Origin of the sequence: Alkaliphilus metalliredigens QYMF, from assembly GCF_000016985.1 — a bacterium.
Taxonomy (GTDB): Bacteria; Bacillota; Clostridia; order Peptostreptococcales; family Natronincolaceae; genus Alkaliphilus_A; species Alkaliphilus_A metalliredigens.
This window is the reverse complement of sequence record NC_009633.1, coordinates 1,074,374-1,090,300: the sequence shown is the minus strand read 5'-3', so window position 1 is coordinate 1,090,300 and position 15,927 is coordinate 1,074,374. Positions and strand designations below refer to the sequence as shown.

At 33.4% G+C, this 15,927-nt stretch carries 15 protein-coding genes; 2 read left to right on the top strand and 13 right to left on the bottom strand.

Annotated features, from left to right (window positions below):
* The first annotated feature begins 8 nt into the window (after positions 1 to 8).
* Both AMET_RS05155 and AMET_RS26170 read left to right on the top strand, forming a co-directional pair.
* Complete coding sequence (locus tag AMET_RS05155; protein WP_041720379.1) at positions 9 to 197, top strand: hypothetical protein; 189 nt, start codon at positions 9 to 11, stop codon at positions 195 to 197.
* A gap of 48 nt (positions 198 to 245) precedes the next feature.
* Positions 246 to 518: a transposase domain-containing protein gene (locus AMET_RS26170; protein ID WP_083760840.1), complete on the top strand. Its 273-nt coding sequence runs from the start codon at positions 246 to 248 to the stop codon at positions 516 to 518.
* Positions 519 to 534: 16 nt separating this feature from the next.
* Here the strand turns inward: AMET_RS26170 and AMET_RS05150 are convergent, their stop codons facing one another.
* From AMET_RS05150 to AMET_RS05085, 13 genes are all read right to left on the bottom strand, one after another.
* Positions 535 to 1,350, bottom strand: a complete 816-nt coding sequence (locus tag AMET_RS05150) for a CPBP family intramembrane glutamic endopeptidase (RefSeq protein WP_012062300.1) — start codon at positions 1,348 to 1,350, stop codon at positions 535 to 537.
* Between the two features lie 91 nt (positions 1,351 to 1,441).
* Complete coding sequence (locus tag AMET_RS05145; RefSeq protein WP_012062299.1) at positions 1,442 to 1,639, bottom strand: hypothetical protein; 198 nt, start codon at positions 1,637 to 1,639, stop codon at positions 1,442 to 1,444.
* A 337-nt stretch (positions 1,640 to 1,976) separates the two neighbouring features.
* Positions 1,977 to 2,342, bottom strand: coding sequence for a response regulator transcription factor (locus AMET_RS05140; protein ID WP_012062298.1), 366 nt, complete (start codon positions 2,340 to 2,342; stop codon positions 1,977 to 1,979).
* Between the two features lie 98 nt (positions 2,343 to 2,440).
* Positions 2,441 to 3,982: a radical SAM/SPASM domain-containing protein gene (locus AMET_RS05135; RefSeq protein WP_012062297.1), complete on the bottom strand. Its 1,542-nt coding sequence runs from the start codon at positions 3,980 to 3,982 to the stop codon at positions 2,441 to 2,443.
* Positions 3,983 to 4,333: 351 nt separating this feature from the next.
* Positions 4,334 to 4,576: a hypothetical protein gene (locus tag AMET_RS05130; RefSeq protein ID WP_012062296.1), complete on the bottom strand. Its 243-nt coding sequence runs from the start codon at positions 4,574 to 4,576 to the stop codon at positions 4,334 to 4,336.
* 253 nt (positions 4,577 to 4,829) lie between these two features.
* Positions 4,830 to 5,177, bottom strand: a complete 348-nt coding sequence (locus AMET_RS05125; protein ID WP_278184254.1) for an HlyD family efflux transporter periplasmic adaptor subunit — start codon at positions 5,175 to 5,177, stop codon at positions 4,830 to 4,832.
* Between the two features lie 206 nt (positions 5,178 to 5,383).
* Complete coding sequence (locus tag AMET_RS05120; RefSeq protein WP_012062295.1) at positions 5,384 to 6,253, bottom strand: CPBP family intramembrane glutamic endopeptidase; 870 nt, start codon at positions 6,251 to 6,253, stop codon at positions 5,384 to 5,386.
* Positions 6,254 to 6,708: 455 nt separating this feature from the next.
* Positions 6,709 to 7,533: a type II CAAX endopeptidase family protein gene (locus AMET_RS05115; RefSeq protein ID WP_012062294.1), complete on the bottom strand. Its 825-nt coding sequence runs from the start codon at positions 7,531 to 7,533 to the stop codon at positions 6,709 to 6,711.
* A 1,260-nt stretch (positions 7,534 to 8,793) separates the two neighbouring features.
* Positions 8,794 to 9,072: a hypothetical protein gene (locus AMET_RS05105; protein WP_012062293.1), complete on the bottom strand. Its 279-nt coding sequence runs from the start codon at positions 9,070 to 9,072 to the stop codon at positions 8,794 to 8,796.
* A 295-nt stretch (positions 9,073 to 9,367) separates the two neighbouring features.
* Positions 9,368 to 10,843 (bottom strand): HlyD family efflux transporter periplasmic adaptor subunit, encoded by a 1,476-nt coding sequence (locus AMET_RS25575; protein ID WP_012062292.1) that lies wholly within the window; start codon positions 10,841 to 10,843, stop codon positions 9,368 to 9,370.
* On the bottom strand, positions 10,840 to 13,047 hold the full coding sequence (locus AMET_RS05095) for a peptidase domain-containing ABC transporter (protein ID WP_012062291.1): 2,208 nt from the start codon (positions 13,045 to 13,047) through the stop codon (positions 10,840 to 10,842). Before AMET_RS05095 ends, AMET_RS25575 begins: the two co-directional genes overlap by 4 nt.
* A 474-nt stretch (positions 13,048 to 13,521) precedes the next feature.
* Positions 13,522 to 13,899 (bottom strand): hypothetical protein, encoded by a 378-nt coding sequence (locus AMET_RS05090; RefSeq protein ID WP_012062290.1) that lies wholly within the window; start codon positions 13,897 to 13,899, stop codon positions 13,522 to 13,524.
* A 133-nt stretch (positions 13,900 to 14,032) separates the two neighbouring features.
* A complete protein-coding gene (locus tag AMET_RS05085; protein WP_012062289.1) occupies positions 14,033 to 15,757 on the bottom strand; it encodes an MASE3 domain-containing protein in 1,725 nt (574 codons plus the stop codon).
* Positions 15,758 to 15,927: the final 170 nt, after the last annotated feature.

Sequence of the window (15,927 nt, the reverse complement as noted above, 5' to 3'; positions counted from 1 at the left end):
TTGTGATTATGTTGTTAAGAGAGAAAGATTTAAAAAAGTATTTGTTTAGCAGAAGGATAACTATCTCTGATGGCTTAAAGCAGGAATTATTAAATGAGTATGGATCTCCTGTAGAAGATGATGAAGGTCATATTTTCGAGTATACGGAGCAAGATATTTATGAGCAAATCAGAAAAGTCATAAGAGATAAAAACTAATATTCGTTTAATAAAGTTCAGTGATTATAAGATAAATTACAAGCAGTAGTGTATGGAGAGATTTGGAAATTACTATGGAAAACTATTTGCCAAAATTTCTCCAAAAACACTTGCCAGTTACAAGTGGGAAGTGCCATAATCTATAGCATAATTGAAACGCCTAAATTGAACGGATTAAATCCATTCAATTATCTGACGTATCTATTTGAAGAATTACCAAACACACGCTTGAAAAACGAATCTTCATTGGAACATTTATTGCTGTGGTCAGATCAGTTGGCTGAGGAATGTCATGGAAATCTGAATTCTAAAACAGAATAATAAAGTAGCAATTATCCTAACACATAGGGATGTTATCTTCAACTATTCTATTTTTATAGATATATACAATTGTTAAAATTAATATTATTGATGAAATATAAGGAATATAACTACTCATCACTCTATCACCAGCTATATTTGACACTATTATAACAAATAAATTATGTGTCATATGAATAATAACGGGAGCCCAAATTGACTTAAACCATATATATACTAAGCATAATAAAACCCCAGCAAAAAAAGCACCCATACTTTGAATCAACTCTCTATGGTATATACTGAATAAAATCGCTTGTATTATTACCGCACATACAACGGACATGTTTTTTTTAAGTTCTTTAAAAATTAATCCTCTAAATAGCATTTCTTCAATAAATGGAGCATTAATTCCTGCAGTAATTAAGTCTACTAAAAAATCTCCGTTCATTCGTTCTTTTAAAATGATACTGTATTCCATTTGTGCTTTTCCAAAAATGCCTATGCGAAAAACGAATGAGGCAACGAGTCCAAGTACTAAGTTCATAGTAATTCCTACAATAACTAAAGCAATAGTCTTTGTAACCGATATTTTGGAAAAATTGCATATGTCAAACATATCTTCTTTTTGTACTTTGCACACTAAATAGTACACGAAAAATGATAGTATTGTACTAATTATAATAAGTATAGGTGTCAGCATATCCATTACTTGAATAATTGTATCTTTTGCAACATTAATATCCATATACTCATTTTTATGTACCAATGTTTTAACAGCCTCGTTAATTAGAATATGAAGTAAAACCCTTGGTACTGCTATAAAAAGTGTAATCAATCCTAGAGATTTCATGAAATTCCTCAAAACTTTTCTCCTTTCCTTGATTTAGAGAGGACATCGCCTACTAGTAGCGATGTCCTCTCTGTTAATCAAACTATAGATTTTACCAGCCGCCATATCTAAAGTTATGTTCACTCCTAACAGGTTTAACTGCATTTGGATTTTTTAAGTTTTCTATTACGGTATCTACAACGACTCGTTTTGCTTCATCTGTGGTTACCCCAGTCACACGTTCAAAAATGGCATCTTTCCATCCACCATCAACGATCATCAATTCTTCCTGTGTCATCTCTTTTAGCATCTTCAAATTCCTCCTTTAAATTTAATTTTCAGATTCACTTTCTTTAGTAAAGACCAACACTTCATCCATCGATTCCCCGGTAAACTTCTGAACAAAATATTTACTATGTAAATCCGTATTTTTGTTTCTATATATTATAATCCCCGTCCTACACAACCTTTTCTCCCATCAAAAGGTTTTCTTATTTACTTAGCTATGGGAACAGCTTGAAATAATATGTATAACAGGAAGTTACAATCTAAGATAGAATCTAAAGCAGTTCTTCTTATTGTCTAAATTTTACCATAAATCAAGGGGTAGATTCATCCCCCTCCGGCTAAAAACAGGGGTGATTTTTCTACCCCTCCTTTGAAATTTTTTTCTCTTTCTCTAAAAAGCTCTTTAAATACTTATCATAGTTTTTTGGGCTTTTCCCTAATATTTCATTCAACAAGTCCTTGCATTCTTCTAAACTATTAACACCTAGTTTATTATAGATGTTTTTGATATGGGTTTTAACCGTTTGTGGTGAAACATTTAATTTTCTGGCTATTTTGTTGTTATTAATACTGCTATAATATTTTTCAAATATTACTTGAGTTTCCCTTATGGTCAGGTTATATTTTTCGTTGGTTAAAAGCAGCCCAAAAAATATAGTCTTTTTGATTTCATAGTCACTTGGGATTTTATTTGACGTTTCTTCTTTCTTATCCTGTATAATCACTGATATCTCACCCCTAGTAGAGTTGCCTACTCATAATCTTATGCTATTCAAGACTATAATTTTTCTCTATAAAACGAGCTTTAATTCAGAAGAGATTTTTACTCCCCTGGAATTAAGGTACAATGTACAAGTTCTTCATATAAAACCTTACAATCTTTAGTAAATTTATTGGATCTACTCATGCCTTCTTCTAAAGTTGAGATAGCTTCTTCTCTTTTGTTGTTCTCCATATATATCACGGCAAGATCGTAGTAGGGGTCCATAAAATTTTCATCTGACAGCTTTATGGCTTTCTTCAAGTACACTATACCTTCTTCAACTTCCCCAAGTTTTGCAATAGATAGTCCATATCCTTTATTGACATAGGGATCATTCGGTCTTTGCTTAAGTAATTTTTCATTAATAATTTTTGCCTCAGAGTAATTATGTAGCATAAAGGAAACGTATCCATACAAATTTAAAATCTCCTCATTTTCTTGGTCTGTATGAATGATTTTTTCTAGCATTAATTGTGCTAATTGAAAGCTTTTATTATCACTAAACTTTTTTGCCTTGTTAATTAATTCTTCTATATCCTCTATTTTTGATAACTGTGCATCAGCCTTTTTTATAGCGTTATTATATGAACAGTAGGTATTTTCGGAATAAATACTTTCACCAAAGATTAGTCGTGTATTAGCACAGCCTCCAAAACACAGATCTCCAAACTCACATTTTTTGCAAAGTCCTGTTAATTGCTCTTTTTTCATTTTTCGATTCCAGCTGAATTTATCAGGGTCATTCCAAATCTGTTTTAAAGGTGTTTTTCTTATATTTCCTTCAATAAAACTTCTGTCTCTTATGGAGGTGCACCCCAATATGTCTCCATTATGAAGAATACCCATACTATATTTTCCTGCTCCGCACCCTTTCCATTGATAAGAATCTAAATTGCGATATTTTGTTCTTACCTCAATTTCTTTTTTATTAAAGTACCCTATACAATCTGCCAATTGGATCTCTATATCACTATCACAAGAAGCTTCATATGCAAAATCTATTATTGCATCAACATGATAAGGTTGGGCTATCAGGTCATTGTTTGTTGCCATATTACCCATAGGAAGTGCTATTTGCAGCTGCCATCCATTTATTATTTTGCTATCAAATATTTTTTTCATTCCCCATAATTCATTGATATTTGTTTTGTTTATGGTTGTAATTATTGAGCAATTTAACCCTTTGTTACGAACAATATCTATTGCATTCACAATCCGATCAAAGGACTCAGGTCTTCTTATATCGTCATGGGTTTCTTTTAATCCATCCACACTAAATGCAATAGTATTTACACCTGCTTTTGCAGCCTTCTCTGCAATATCCTCATCCATGGTCCAACCATTTGTTATCATGTTAGGTATAATTCCATTATCATTGAGTCGTTTTGCTATTAAATGCCAGTCTTTTCTTGTGGTAGGCTCACCGCCAGATAGGGTTATCCATTGAAATCCTAGTTCTCCCATTTCATCACACAGCTTTAAAGCTTCATCTGTATTTAATTCTCCTTCTAATGGATGTTCACAGCTAGAACCACAATGCTTGCATCTCATATTACACCCCATCGTTATTTCCCATACTGCTGTTATTGGTTTCAACTCCATAGCTAATTTCTCCTTATATCCTTGTTATTTTAATTTTTTATTTGATATTTTAATACACTTTTTTATAGCTTAGGTTTTCTATCTTAAGTTTTCTTTTGTACGAATTTCTTCTTACGTAAATCTTTAACTATAATAGCGATAGATTAATTCCTATATACATATACATCAACAAGCTTACACACTTAACCTTTAGTTGCCTGAAGTAATTTTTTCTAAAAAATACTCCTTTCTGACATAGATTTATTTGTTTGTTCTTTGCCAAAAGGAGTATTTATTTTTGCTTATCTACAAATTTTTTACACCGCCTGAAAAAAATTTATTCAACTATCCTACTATTCTAGCATTTGTTGGCTAAATTGATTTAACGTCAATGGGTTGTATTCCATATAATGGCTGTATTCCGTACTTTGGCGTTGGTTGTATCCCATATAATGGAGTTACAATAATACCACCTTTTGTTGGAAATGGTCGAGTAATGGGTAGAAATAAATATGGGACGTCTATACTAGTTGCGCTTTCAAAGCCTCCTACTAAATTCATAAGCTCCTCATCCGTCATTTCTACTCCTACTTCAAGTCCTTTTTTGTTTTTCATAGTCTAAACTCCTCCTTTAAATTTAATTTTCAGATTTACTTTTTTGTAGTAAAATCAACACTTCATCCATCCATTCCGCGGTAATTTCTGAATGAAATATTTATTATGTAACTCTGTCTTGTTGTTACTATATATTATAATCCCTACTCCTACACAACCTTTTCTCTCATCAAAAGGTTTTATCGCCTGCTTTGCTTTGAGATAGCTACAAGCTTTATGTATTGCAGGAAGTATAATCCTACTTTACTCATCTTTACAATCTTAAATCTATCTTCTCAAGCAAGTAATGCAGTATTTTCTTTGTTTTGGTTACTATCCTGGCTTCACATATCATCCCTACTTTTATATCAGCCTCTTCGCCTTTATAACTAACTAAGGCTCTTGTTTCTATATCTGACTCTACTAGGTAATAGCTTGAGTTACCTTCTTGAGTTGTTTTTGTATCCGTTGCTATTCTTGCGATTTTGCCTGTCAATTCGCCGTATTCTTTATAGGGTAATGCTAGGAAGTTATATTTCACTTTATCTCCTATGTTTATATTTGCGATGTCTTCGTTGGATGGATATATTCGTACTGTATAATTGCTGTCATCATATGGAATGATGGTTGCTATTAGATTTATTCAACTATTCCTGGTGCAATTTGTTGTAATTGTATTTCCATCTGGGTTATTTTTTTCTCAATGATAATATGTTTTCAAGTTTTATTTCTTTTCCCGCTTCTATATCTATCATTATTTAGTCTTCTTAGTATATTAATTTTATATTTATTGTTATTCTGAAGTTGAGCAGCTTCCTTTAGGAATGCTTATATTTTTTCGATCTCTGTTTTCTCATCTACTTTCTTCGGTTCCCATGTGATACGGCTACGATATAAGTACAGGATGCTTAGGGGGAGAACTATAAGAACTGCTGTTCCGCAAATAGCTTTATCTGCCAGAGGGTATGTTTCAATAAAGATACCATATCCCAGCAGGTCTAAGACTACGCTCAGTAAGTTGTTAGTTAAATGTATCAAAATCGGAGCCCAGATGGAGCCTGTCCAATACAGAGATAGTCCTAAAAATATACCCATTATTGTTGTCATGATGCCGTGTGCTAGATTTAAGTGATATGCACCAAAAATGATGGCTTGAATGATAATGGTTATAGCGATTGTGCTTTTTTGCTCCAATTCTCTAAATACCAAACCTCGAAATAGTATTTCTTCGATAAAAGGTGCGGCAATGCCTACACTTATGATAAGCAATAATGGATGCACGCTGATCAGTGAATGTGTATTATTAATATGGGTATCTAGTGATTCTTGAAACATAAAGCTAGTCATTCCAAGAATCAGCAGGCTTAAAGATAATATGGATACGCCTGTTGAAAGGGATGCTAGGGTTTGTCCTCTGCTAAGCTTTTTGAACCGACATTCTTCATATAGGTTGAGGTTTTTTCTTTTCATTATATAACGGTAAATCAGAAATGCGCCTATGGCAGCAATGATTATGGATATGGATGTGTGAGGTGCTAAAAAGGCTTCAATGCCTGATTCAATCTCATCAAGCTGGTCATTCATTGCCATTTTCACTCCATAAAAGGCGCCGGCGCCAAAGTTATAAAGCATTATTATTACAAAGTGGATTAAGATGTATTTGGTAATCTGCCAGGTGGTTTTGATATATGTTTTCATTGGGATTCTCCTTGTTTTTTTGTTTATTGGTTTCTAATATGCTTCAATTAATGATTTCGCTGATTTATTTTGCATATTTCTTGGGTAAACTATCTGTCATTACGTTGTTATACTGTAAATTTTTTGAGTTGTTTATTTTTCTGTATACTGCAAGAACCATCAGACTGCTTAAAAATTACTTACACAGTTAAATTAACCACTTTATCTATTGGCTGGTTTGGAATTAGACGCAATATATAGTGGTATGTTTAAGTGAGATTTGAGTTTTTACGCAGTCTGCCGTCCCCTTTGGTTTCATGGTGGCTAAACATGCTGCACCACAATCGGTTGTATCATGTTGTTTTATGCAAGTGTATTTTTTTAGCATTTTATCACCTGTGTTTTCTTATTTAGTAATTGTTTTTCATTTACTGCTTCAACCTCATGGATTACAGTTGCTACGTATTCATTACGTCTCACTCAACCTCAAAATTTTGTGGAGTATTGTTGACTGTTTCTATCAATTTTTTTATAAGTAGCCAACTAAGCGCAACAAATACACAGGATGGCATTATACCTAATAAAATAACAGGAATGATCTCCTTCCAAATAACAATATCACCAGCTATGTCAGAACTTCCATTAAGTAGAAGAAATTTTAATAATGATCCTGTCAAGTTAAAGATGCCATGTGCAATTATTCCAGCATATAGGGAATTTGTTATATGTACTAGATAACCAAATATAATCCCTATAAAAGTAGCCCCCAGTAAAAACTCTATATCAAGATGAAATATACTGAATAGAACTGCGGTTAAAATAATTGATTTTCTAACACCTATTGATTTAAACTCATTCATAAGAAATCCGCGAAACATTGTTTCTTCACAGATTGCTGGTGTTATGACAAAGATAAATATTGATGCTATTAGAGTATAAAAAGATGTGACGTCAGTTATTAACCGTTGAATTCTTGTATAGTCCCCAAATAGACTTAGTACAACCAACACCACATTGTTTAAATAAGTCGATATAGGTACTGCTAATATCGAAATCAAAAAAATTAATCTAAATTGCTTCCAGTTTATTTTATTGAGCCTCAAATCTTTTTTAATAATTTTTTTATTTAACATTAAACAGGTAATTGGTATTAGTAGGTAGAAAAAGTATTGAATTATAAGAACACGTATTAATCTACTAAGCCCTATATTTCGAGTTGAAAAGTAGAATAAATTTGAACTTAAAACAATCAGAAAGTATAGGAAAAAACCATTTTTTACCGAACTGCTAAACTTATTCATTATTAAGTATCCCTCCTTAGTTACCTTTGTTTGGACTAATTACGAAATATTATATTCCACGTAAATACAGTATTTACGTAGTGAGATTTTAATCAGGTGGAGTAGAGTCTCCACCTCATTCCCCAATGTTTCAGCAAGCTCAAGCAAATTTACTATTGGAGTTGAGCTTTTTCCTTTTATAAATTTCATTTTCATACAGTAATAAAGAAGCTATTGTTTTTTGTAAATAACTTTTGGGGACAATGCCACAATCTTATTAAATCATAAAATACTTTGATTAAATTAAACAAAGCCCCTAATCAATACTCATAGTTAAAGAATTACAGGCACGGTTCTTTCGATTAAGTGATTGAGATAAGAGTCTGTACAACATCTACAATCTTAAATTTCAATCATTAATCAACAGAACCGTCCCCTTGATTGCGACCCTTGATTGCGAAGACAATTCTTATAGTTATAAAACATCAAGTCAAATTTGTCACTGTTTGCTTGTTACTTATTTACCTGCACGAAGTGCCTAGCTAAACTTAATATCTCCTCTAATAACCACTATTGTACTGTGTTTCATATTGGTTTTGGTTAAGGGGAGGGGCACTTCAAACGTCTCTTCCGTTCATTAGAAACCCCGTCCCCTTGGCAGTCTCTCTAATCCTCATTAGGATAAAATTCTTACTCTTTTTAGTTCTGAGTATTTTTATTAATCTTTATTTTTTCTTCCAAACATGTTATTCTATCATCAATAAGTTTGAATAGTCTTATACTAATAAGCAGTATTATTGTTGTAACAACAGCAAACCACATGTAATGTAATGAATATAGATCCGGGTAATTAATAACAAAGCTAAATCCAAAACCATAAATCACAAAAAAAATAGTATAAATTAATAATAATTTTCTTGTTTTCATTGTTATCTCCTTCAATATATTATTTTAAAACCACTTCTATTTAATACATAGTCTTTTGACATATCCGATGATACTGATATCTAGCAAGACCTATCTTACTTAGTATACTAGAGATAATTTTAAAGACGCCTCAAGCTTTCAAATTATTCCTAATCAAAGATTTTATAGTGTCTTTTGGTTTAAATAAAAAACATTATTTTTTATTCGCTCATATTAAATATAGAATAAGTGTTGAAGAGAAATTTTTACTTTATACATTTCAGTAAAAATTTCTCTCCCTTAATGATTAATACATACATTAATTCAAGTTATAACTCATTTTAAAAATAGGCGATAGATACAATCTTGATATTATTAATTTAGCTTATTAACTATTGTATCTGCTATACCAGACCCTATACTTCCACTTACTCCACCCCCTAATACTCCGCTCCCAACAGATCCACCAAATGCAGCACCACCAGCACCACCTAAAACTGCAGAAACTGCAGCACCTACGACAACGTTGATATGAGATTGTCTAGCTTCATCAGTAACTCTACTATACCCACCACTTCTTTCATGTCTTGTAGAACTTCTTCTTTTTCCCCCATCAAGCATCATCATTTCTTTTTGAGTCATTTCTTTAAACATTTTTTATTCCTCCTTTAAATTTTTTACAGATTCACTTTTCTTTAGTAAATACCAATACCTCATCCATCCATTCCGCGGAAAACTTCTGAACAAAATATTGAACTATGTAAATCTGCTCTTTTAGTTTATTTATTATAATCCCTACTCCTACACAACCTTTTCTCTCATCAAAAGGTTTTATCGCCTGCTTTGCTTTGAGATAGCTGCAAGCTTTATGTGTTGCAGGAAATACAATACAAATTAGTCATTCTTAAAATTCTAATTAGCAATGCTTATCATCCTACTTTACTCATCTTTACAATCTTAAATCTATCTTCTCAAGCAAGTAATGAAGTATTTTCTTTGTTTTGGTTACTACCCTGGCTTCACATACCATCCCTACTTTTATATCAGCTTCTTCACCTTTGTAGCTAATTAAGGCTCTTGTTTCTATATCTGACTCTACTAGGTAGTAGCTTGTGTTACCTTCTTGAGTTGTTTTTGTATCTGTTGCTATTCTTGTAATTTTGCCTGTCAATTCGCCGTATTCTTTATAGGGTAATGCCATGAAGTTATATTTCACTTTATCTCCTATGTTTATATTTGCGATGTCTTCGTTGGATGCATATATTCGTACTGTATAATTGCTGTCATCATATGGAATAATGGTTGCTATTGGTGTTCCTGCTTGTATATTATCCCCTTGGTTGATGTCTGTGATGATGTTTATATGTCCATCTATTGGGGCTTTACTAATAGAGTTTTCAATGTCTAGCTTTATGCCCTTAAGATTATTTTGTAGTTGGTTGATTTCTGCCTCTAGATATTTTATAGTCTCATTTATTGCTATTATATTTTCTGTTCTATGGTTTGCTGCTGCTATGTCTGGATGGTTTTCTATTTGTTCAACTATTCCTGGTGCAATTTGTTGTAATTGTATTTCTAGCTGATTTAACAGTCTTTGGTTTTCTTCCATGCTTGTTTTAAGGCTTAATCGGGTGCTGTTTTCAAATCGTTTTTTTTCTAATTGCATTTTTTCTAGCATGTCTTTCACATTCTTATAGTCCATTTGGGATACAGCACCTGATTGGTGTAGTTTTTCTTGTATTTCAAGGTCTATCTTTTTCTTGTCTACCTCTTTTTGCAGGTCTTTTAGATTAAGGCTGTAATCAAGAAATTTGATGTAGTATTCGTTTTCTGTATCTTCAAATTTATTTTCATTATTCTCTATGGCAGTCAAAAGTGTTTGTGTGTTTTGTAGTATAGTTTGTGTAGTATTTATTTTACTGATGATTAGGTTTACATTTTCTTTTGTCTGCCCTTGCTCTGCTTGATATTTTATATATTTGTAGTAATGAACTTCTTGATCTTTTTCTTGCTGATTAAAGCTGTTTTTGTTTTCTATGATGCTTTGTTTAAAGATGTTTTGATTTTTTAGCTCTGTTTTTTTCCTGGATAATTCTTCTTCTATAAAAGCTTGTTTATTTTTTAGTTCGGTATGATCTATTGTGTAGAGTATGTCGTCTTTTTTTACTGTCTTCCCATTTTCTATGTATAATTCTTTGACTTTACCTGGGACGATATTGTTAATGGTGCTTATTCTTTGATTTGGTCTTACTACGCCATTGGCTTTTACAACGATGTCTATTTCCCCTATGTAGGTCCAGATAAATGCGATTGCCAACAGCCCGATTAGTAGGTATATGAATATGACTGTAAAGGGATGGGGGCGGCTTTCTAGTAGCTCTCTGCTATCTGTTATGTCGTTTAGGTTTTGTACGATTCCTTTCATACTGTACTTTCTCCTAACTGTTGGTTGGTTTGGTTGGTTTCTTGGTATTCTGGTAGTTGTTCTTTCCATAGGTTGAAGTATTTGCCTCTTTTGTCCATGAGGACTTCATGGCTTCCTGTTTCTATTATTTCGCCTTTGTCTAGGACGTAGATGGTATCGCACTGCATGATGGTACTGAGTCTATGGGCAATGATGATGGTTGTTATTTCTTGGTTGAATCCTGCTATGGTTTTTTCTATGGCTTTTTCTGTTATGGAGTCTAGGTTACTGGTTGCTTCATCCATGATCAGTATGTCTGGATTTTTTAGCAGTGCCCTTGCTATGGCTAGTCTTTGTTTTTGTCCTCCTGATAGGTTGGTTGCATTTTCTTCTAGCAGGGTGTCGTATCTTAAGGGAAGCTGATTGATGAAATCATGGGCGCTTGATTGTTTTGCTGCTTCTATCATTTCTTCTAGGGTGATGTCTTTGTTTCCTAATGATAGGTTTTCTTTAATTGTTCCGCTGAACATGAATATGTCCTGGGATATGTATGCTATTCTTTCTCTTAGTTTTTCTATGTTTATGTCTTTTATATTATATTGATTTATTAGGATGTCGCCTTTTTCGTTTGTATAGTAATGCATTAGTAGTTTTGCTAGGGTTGTTTTTCCTGAGCCGCTTTCACCTACTAGTGCTATTTTTTCTCCTGGTTTTATGGTTAGGCCGATGTTTTTTAGTACAAGCTCTCTTGTGCCATATCTAAAGTCTACGTTTTTGAATTGGATTTCACCTTTTAGTGTCTTGGGGCTCACTTTCTTGTTTTCTTCTGGACTTTTTTCTAGTTTTAAATCTAGTATTTCTCCCAGTCGGTCCGAGGCTACTATGGCTGTCTGCATCATGGGCTGGAGGTTAATGAGATTTTTTACTGGATCTATAAAGTAAGCTAAGAGTGAGTTAAATACCAGTAGTTGTCCTACAGTTATTTCACCCTGTATCACTTTGTATGCGCCTGCCCATAGTATGATTATGCCACCAATGGTGCCCACTGCATTGCTTAGTGAGCCTTGTAAATTGTAGATGGTACCTGCTTTTAGTATGTTTCTCAAGAGCTTTACAAACTTTGTCTCTGTCTCTGTTTTAGCTTGTCTCTCGGCATTGAATGCTTTTACGGTTTCTATGCCATTGAGGCTTTCTACTAGATATGATGTAAGCTGTGCGTTGTTTTCCATTTCTTTTTGGCTGATTTCTTTTATAGGTTTATTAAATACAGCTACTAGTATCCCGTATAAAAAAAGCATGATCACTGCTATGCCAAATAGAGAAGCATTCTGGGTATAGAGTATGATGCCACCAGCTATTGCCATTAGGGTGTCTATCATGATGGTTAGTGTGGCCCCTGATATGGCTTCTCTTATTTTTGAGGCATCCATGAATCTTGAGATGATTTCTCCTACTTTTCTTGTTCCAAAGAAGCTCATGGGTAAATCTATCACGTGTTGATAGTAGCCCAGTATTAAGGGGATATCCATCCTCTGACTTAGGTATAAAAGTAGGTGACTTCTAAAGGCATTCAAGAGTATTTTGAAAATGTTCAATATAATGATTCCTGCCGTTATGATATGTAGGGTCTTGGTTAGGTTGTATCTTAGTATGTCATCCATCAAAATTTTAAAGTAAAAAGCACCGATTATACCTAGTATAGTGTATACAATGGATGCAAAAAAAATATTGATGACTAATTTTTTCTGTGGCTTTAATATGCCAAAGAATCTTTTGAATAGGCCCTTTGTTTCATTACCTTTTTGAAATTGAGGACTGGGGATTAATATGATTAACACTCCTGTCCATAGCTTAAAGAATTCTTCTGGAGTGTATTTGACTATGCCCTTTCCGGGGTCGGCAATGATCACTTCCTTTTTTGTGATTTTATGTATCACTACATAGTGTAATAGTGAACCCTCCATTACAACATGGGCAATAGCAGGCAGTGGAAACTCGCTAAAAAACGCTTCTTGGTCACCTTTTACGCCTTTGGCACTAAAACCTAGTTGTTCTGCTGCCTTGATGACTCCATAGGCATTGGTTCCCTGCTTATCAGTGCCAGCAACTTCACGAATTTTTGTGATAGGTATTTTCAGACCGTAGTTTTTTGAAATGGTGGCTAAACAAGCTGCACCACAATCGGCTATATCGTGTTGTTTTATGCAATGGTATTTTTTGAACATCTGATCACCTTTATTTCCATATTTATTATTTGTTCTTTATTTGCCGCTTCAATCTTATGGGTTATCATTACTACTCGGTTGTTTTTACTACTTGCAGATTATTTTGTAATATGGTATTTAGAAATATTATTTACATGTTTATTCCTTCCATAAATATAATGATTTACAGTATGTATAACAAGGTATATTTTTACTAAATATGTATATTTGTACTTATTTTACCATCAACGTTCCGAGAATACCACTACCCGTTCAGGTAGTTTTTTATTCTAAAGAAACTAATTTTACATATCCTATGATTTCATCATCCACTTTCAGAGGAGTTGCAAAGCAATACAGTAGCTTCAGTTCTTCTAAAACATAACTTGATACAAGACTACATTTAAAAACTCATTACATTAAATTAATATAAAGCAAAAACGACTGTGAACACAGCCGTTTGGTTTTATTACATATCTATAATATTTACACAATTTAATACACATTACGATCGTCTAATGTCCCTCCCATTTTTTCAATGGTTTCCATAGCTAGGTTGATTTTTTCTTCCCCAACTTCTACTGTTACTTTATAGTTTTGATTAGTGATCTCTTCAAAGCCTGCCATACCGCTTGCCATTGGGTCCGCAGCAGCTATTGGGGCTTTACTGGCATCCAAATCTCCATTACCTGAATTCAGAGTCAGCTCCGACAAGCTGGTTCCAGTCTCTGTTCCTGCCACATTTCTCATCACGTTTTGATCTTCCTTATCATCATCCTTTATATCTACATAAGCTCTTACTTGTAACTCATTAAGCACACTCACAACTTGATTTGCATTTTTAATGTTTTCAAAAAAACCTTCTATTATCATCTTGATTCCTCCTTATGATGAACCTTGCTTTTATTTTTCATCTAAGGTGGTCTTTCTATTCAGGATATGTGGTGTCTTTTTTCTTCAAGGAGGATACCAGCCTTTCTTAAATCCTTTATCCTTTAATCAATCTTTATCTTTTAGACTGTAAAATATCCATAATTAAAAAAGTGATATCGTCCTCAATTTCTTCTATCTGGGTTCTCTTACAGATCTCTCGACTTATTTTCATCTTCAACTCTGGTCCTAATAAATGCTTATTCTCATACAACATTTTCTTCAATGTATTTTCTTGGATTAATGTATGGCTTTTAAAATTTTCCACCAATCCATCGGTGTAGAAAAAGATTCGATCTCCTTCTTCCAGTCGGGCTTCAGCTTTTACATATTGGGGATGAAAGAAATCTCCAAGCTTACAGATAGGGAATCCCTGACTTTGATCTAGCATTTCTACTTCTCCACTATTCCTCACCACCATTGGCACAGAATTCATCCCTGCTGTACAATAGGATAATGTTTTGGTTGGAATATGATAGATTGCATTAAAAACCGCAATGTGCATTTCATCGGGAAAATCAGATTCATTAAACACATTATATAGATTCATCAAGGGCTTTTCGCAAGAGTCCTCAATCCCCTGAATTGTATTGATGGTATCAGAAACCAGCACTCTTTCTATAAACATGGTCATCAAGGCCGCAGACACACCGTGCCCCGCTACATCTGCGATGAAAATACCGATACAGTCGTCATTAATTTTATAAACATCATATAAGTCACCACTCAAGTTACTACAAGGGATATATTCTGAAGAAAAGGCGATACCATCAATGAGTAGCTCTTTCTCCGGCAGTAATGACTGTTGAATTCTTCTGGCATACTCCAAGTCCTCTAGGACTTTTTCATTGACTTTCTTTACCTCTTGGGTGCTTTCTTCAACTATTTCCTCAAGGTTTTCAGTATATTCTATTAGCTTTGTTCGAGCTTCAGCTAGCTTTAAATAAGGTGCATCTAAATTATAAATAAAAATACCCTTAAAAATCAAATATGAACTAATTGCCTTGTAAATATGTCCCATGAAGTTGTATGTATCATGAACACTCTTATAGAGGGTAAAGGATGCTTCAGCAAAAATTCCAAAGGACAATCCTGCGATCACATATATAAAAACTAGGTTTTTTGTTTTCTGATAGTCCCTCATATATAAAAATATTGCTCCTATCATGAGGGCCATTATAAAGTATTCCAAGACAACTTTCAATGGCGTTAGCCCTTGCCCCTCTATAAACAAAGCTGGGAATAAATGAATCTGATAAGCGACTAAATAAAATACAAGTCCAGAAACGCCTATACTTACTAAAACAAAATACACTCTTTTATAGTTGGTTTTCAATTGATAGGGCACTAAAGCAGCACCCAGCATCCCCATGGCAAAGATCAACCTACCTATTATCCAAAATGTGGTTGCCATAGGAGCATTACTCTCTACAAAAAAACCTGTCATCCCCTCATAAACCATTGTATGAAAAAAGTCTATCATTCCAACAATGAAAAACATAGGAAAAAAAATCAGTAACCTTGCACGTTTGTTTTTATCATAGGTGTAGTAGGTTACAATAAAGATCATAAATGAAATGATAATACTAATAAACTCCAAATATGTATGATGGTATATAAAGGAATTGATTTCTAAAACAGTGTAGTACTTTTCCCCCAATACACCTACAAAATGAAATGTAGCTAATAAACCCACCCAGAGCCATATAAGCTTCATATATTGCTGATCCAGCTCTATTTTTTTTTCCTTTACACTAAACAAAAGCATCACCCCATTAAATTCATTGTCTATTCTATACAAAAGCCTCACTTCTCCACATTTCTACATTTTCTCTGAAAATCCTCTTTAATATTGATTTGGCAAGTAAAATATCATTATTAAACAAAAAATATATTGATCGTTGAAGGCGTCTTTATTTCAGGCAATAAGCCCATTGTAGGGATTATCAAAAATGAATATCAATTAAAAAA

Excerpts from the sequence above, each read along its gene's own strand:
- AMET_RS05155 (WP_041720379.1), top strand. The coding sequence starts at position 9 with ATGTTGTTAAGAGAGAAAGATTTAAAAAAGTATTTGTTTAGCAGAAGG.
- AMET_RS05150 (WP_012062300.1), bottom strand. The coding sequence starts at position 1,350 with ATGAAATCTCTAGGATTGATTACACTTTTTATAGCAGTACCAAGGGTT.
- AMET_RS05145 (WP_012062299.1), bottom strand. The coding sequence starts at position 1,639 with ATGCTAAAAGAGATGACACAGGAAGAATTGATGATCGTTGATGGTGGA.
- AMET_RS05135 (WP_012062297.1), bottom strand. The coding sequence starts at position 3,982 with ATGGAGTTGAAACCAATAACAGCAGTATGGGAAATAACGATGGGGTGT.
- AMET_RS05130 (WP_012062296.1), bottom strand. The coding sequence starts at position 4,576 with ATGAAAAACAAAAAAGGACTTGAAGTAGGAGTAGAAATGACGGATGAG.
- AMET_RS05120 (WP_012062295.1), bottom strand. The coding sequence starts at position 6,253 with ATGAAAACATATATCAAAACCACCTGGCAGATTACCAAATACATCTTA.
- AMET_RS05115 (WP_012062294.1), bottom strand. The coding sequence starts at position 7,533 with ATGAATAAGTTTAGCAGTTCGGTAAAAAATGGTTTTTTCCTATACTTT.
- AMET_RS05105 (WP_012062293.1), bottom strand. The coding sequence starts at position 9,072 with ATGTTTAAAGAAATGACTCAAAAAGAAATGATGATGCTTGATGGGGGA.
- AMET_RS25575 (WP_012062292.1), bottom strand. The coding sequence starts at position 10,843 with ATGAAAGGAATCGTACAAAACCTAAACGACATAACAGATAGCAGAGAG.
- AMET_RS05095 (WP_012062291.1), bottom strand. The coding sequence starts at position 13,047 with ATGTTCAAAAAATACCATTGCATAAAACAACACGATATAGCCGATTGT.
- AMET_RS05090 (WP_012062290.1), bottom strand. The coding sequence starts at position 13,899 with ATGATAATAGAAGGTTTTTTTGAAAACATTAAAAATGCAAATCAAGTT.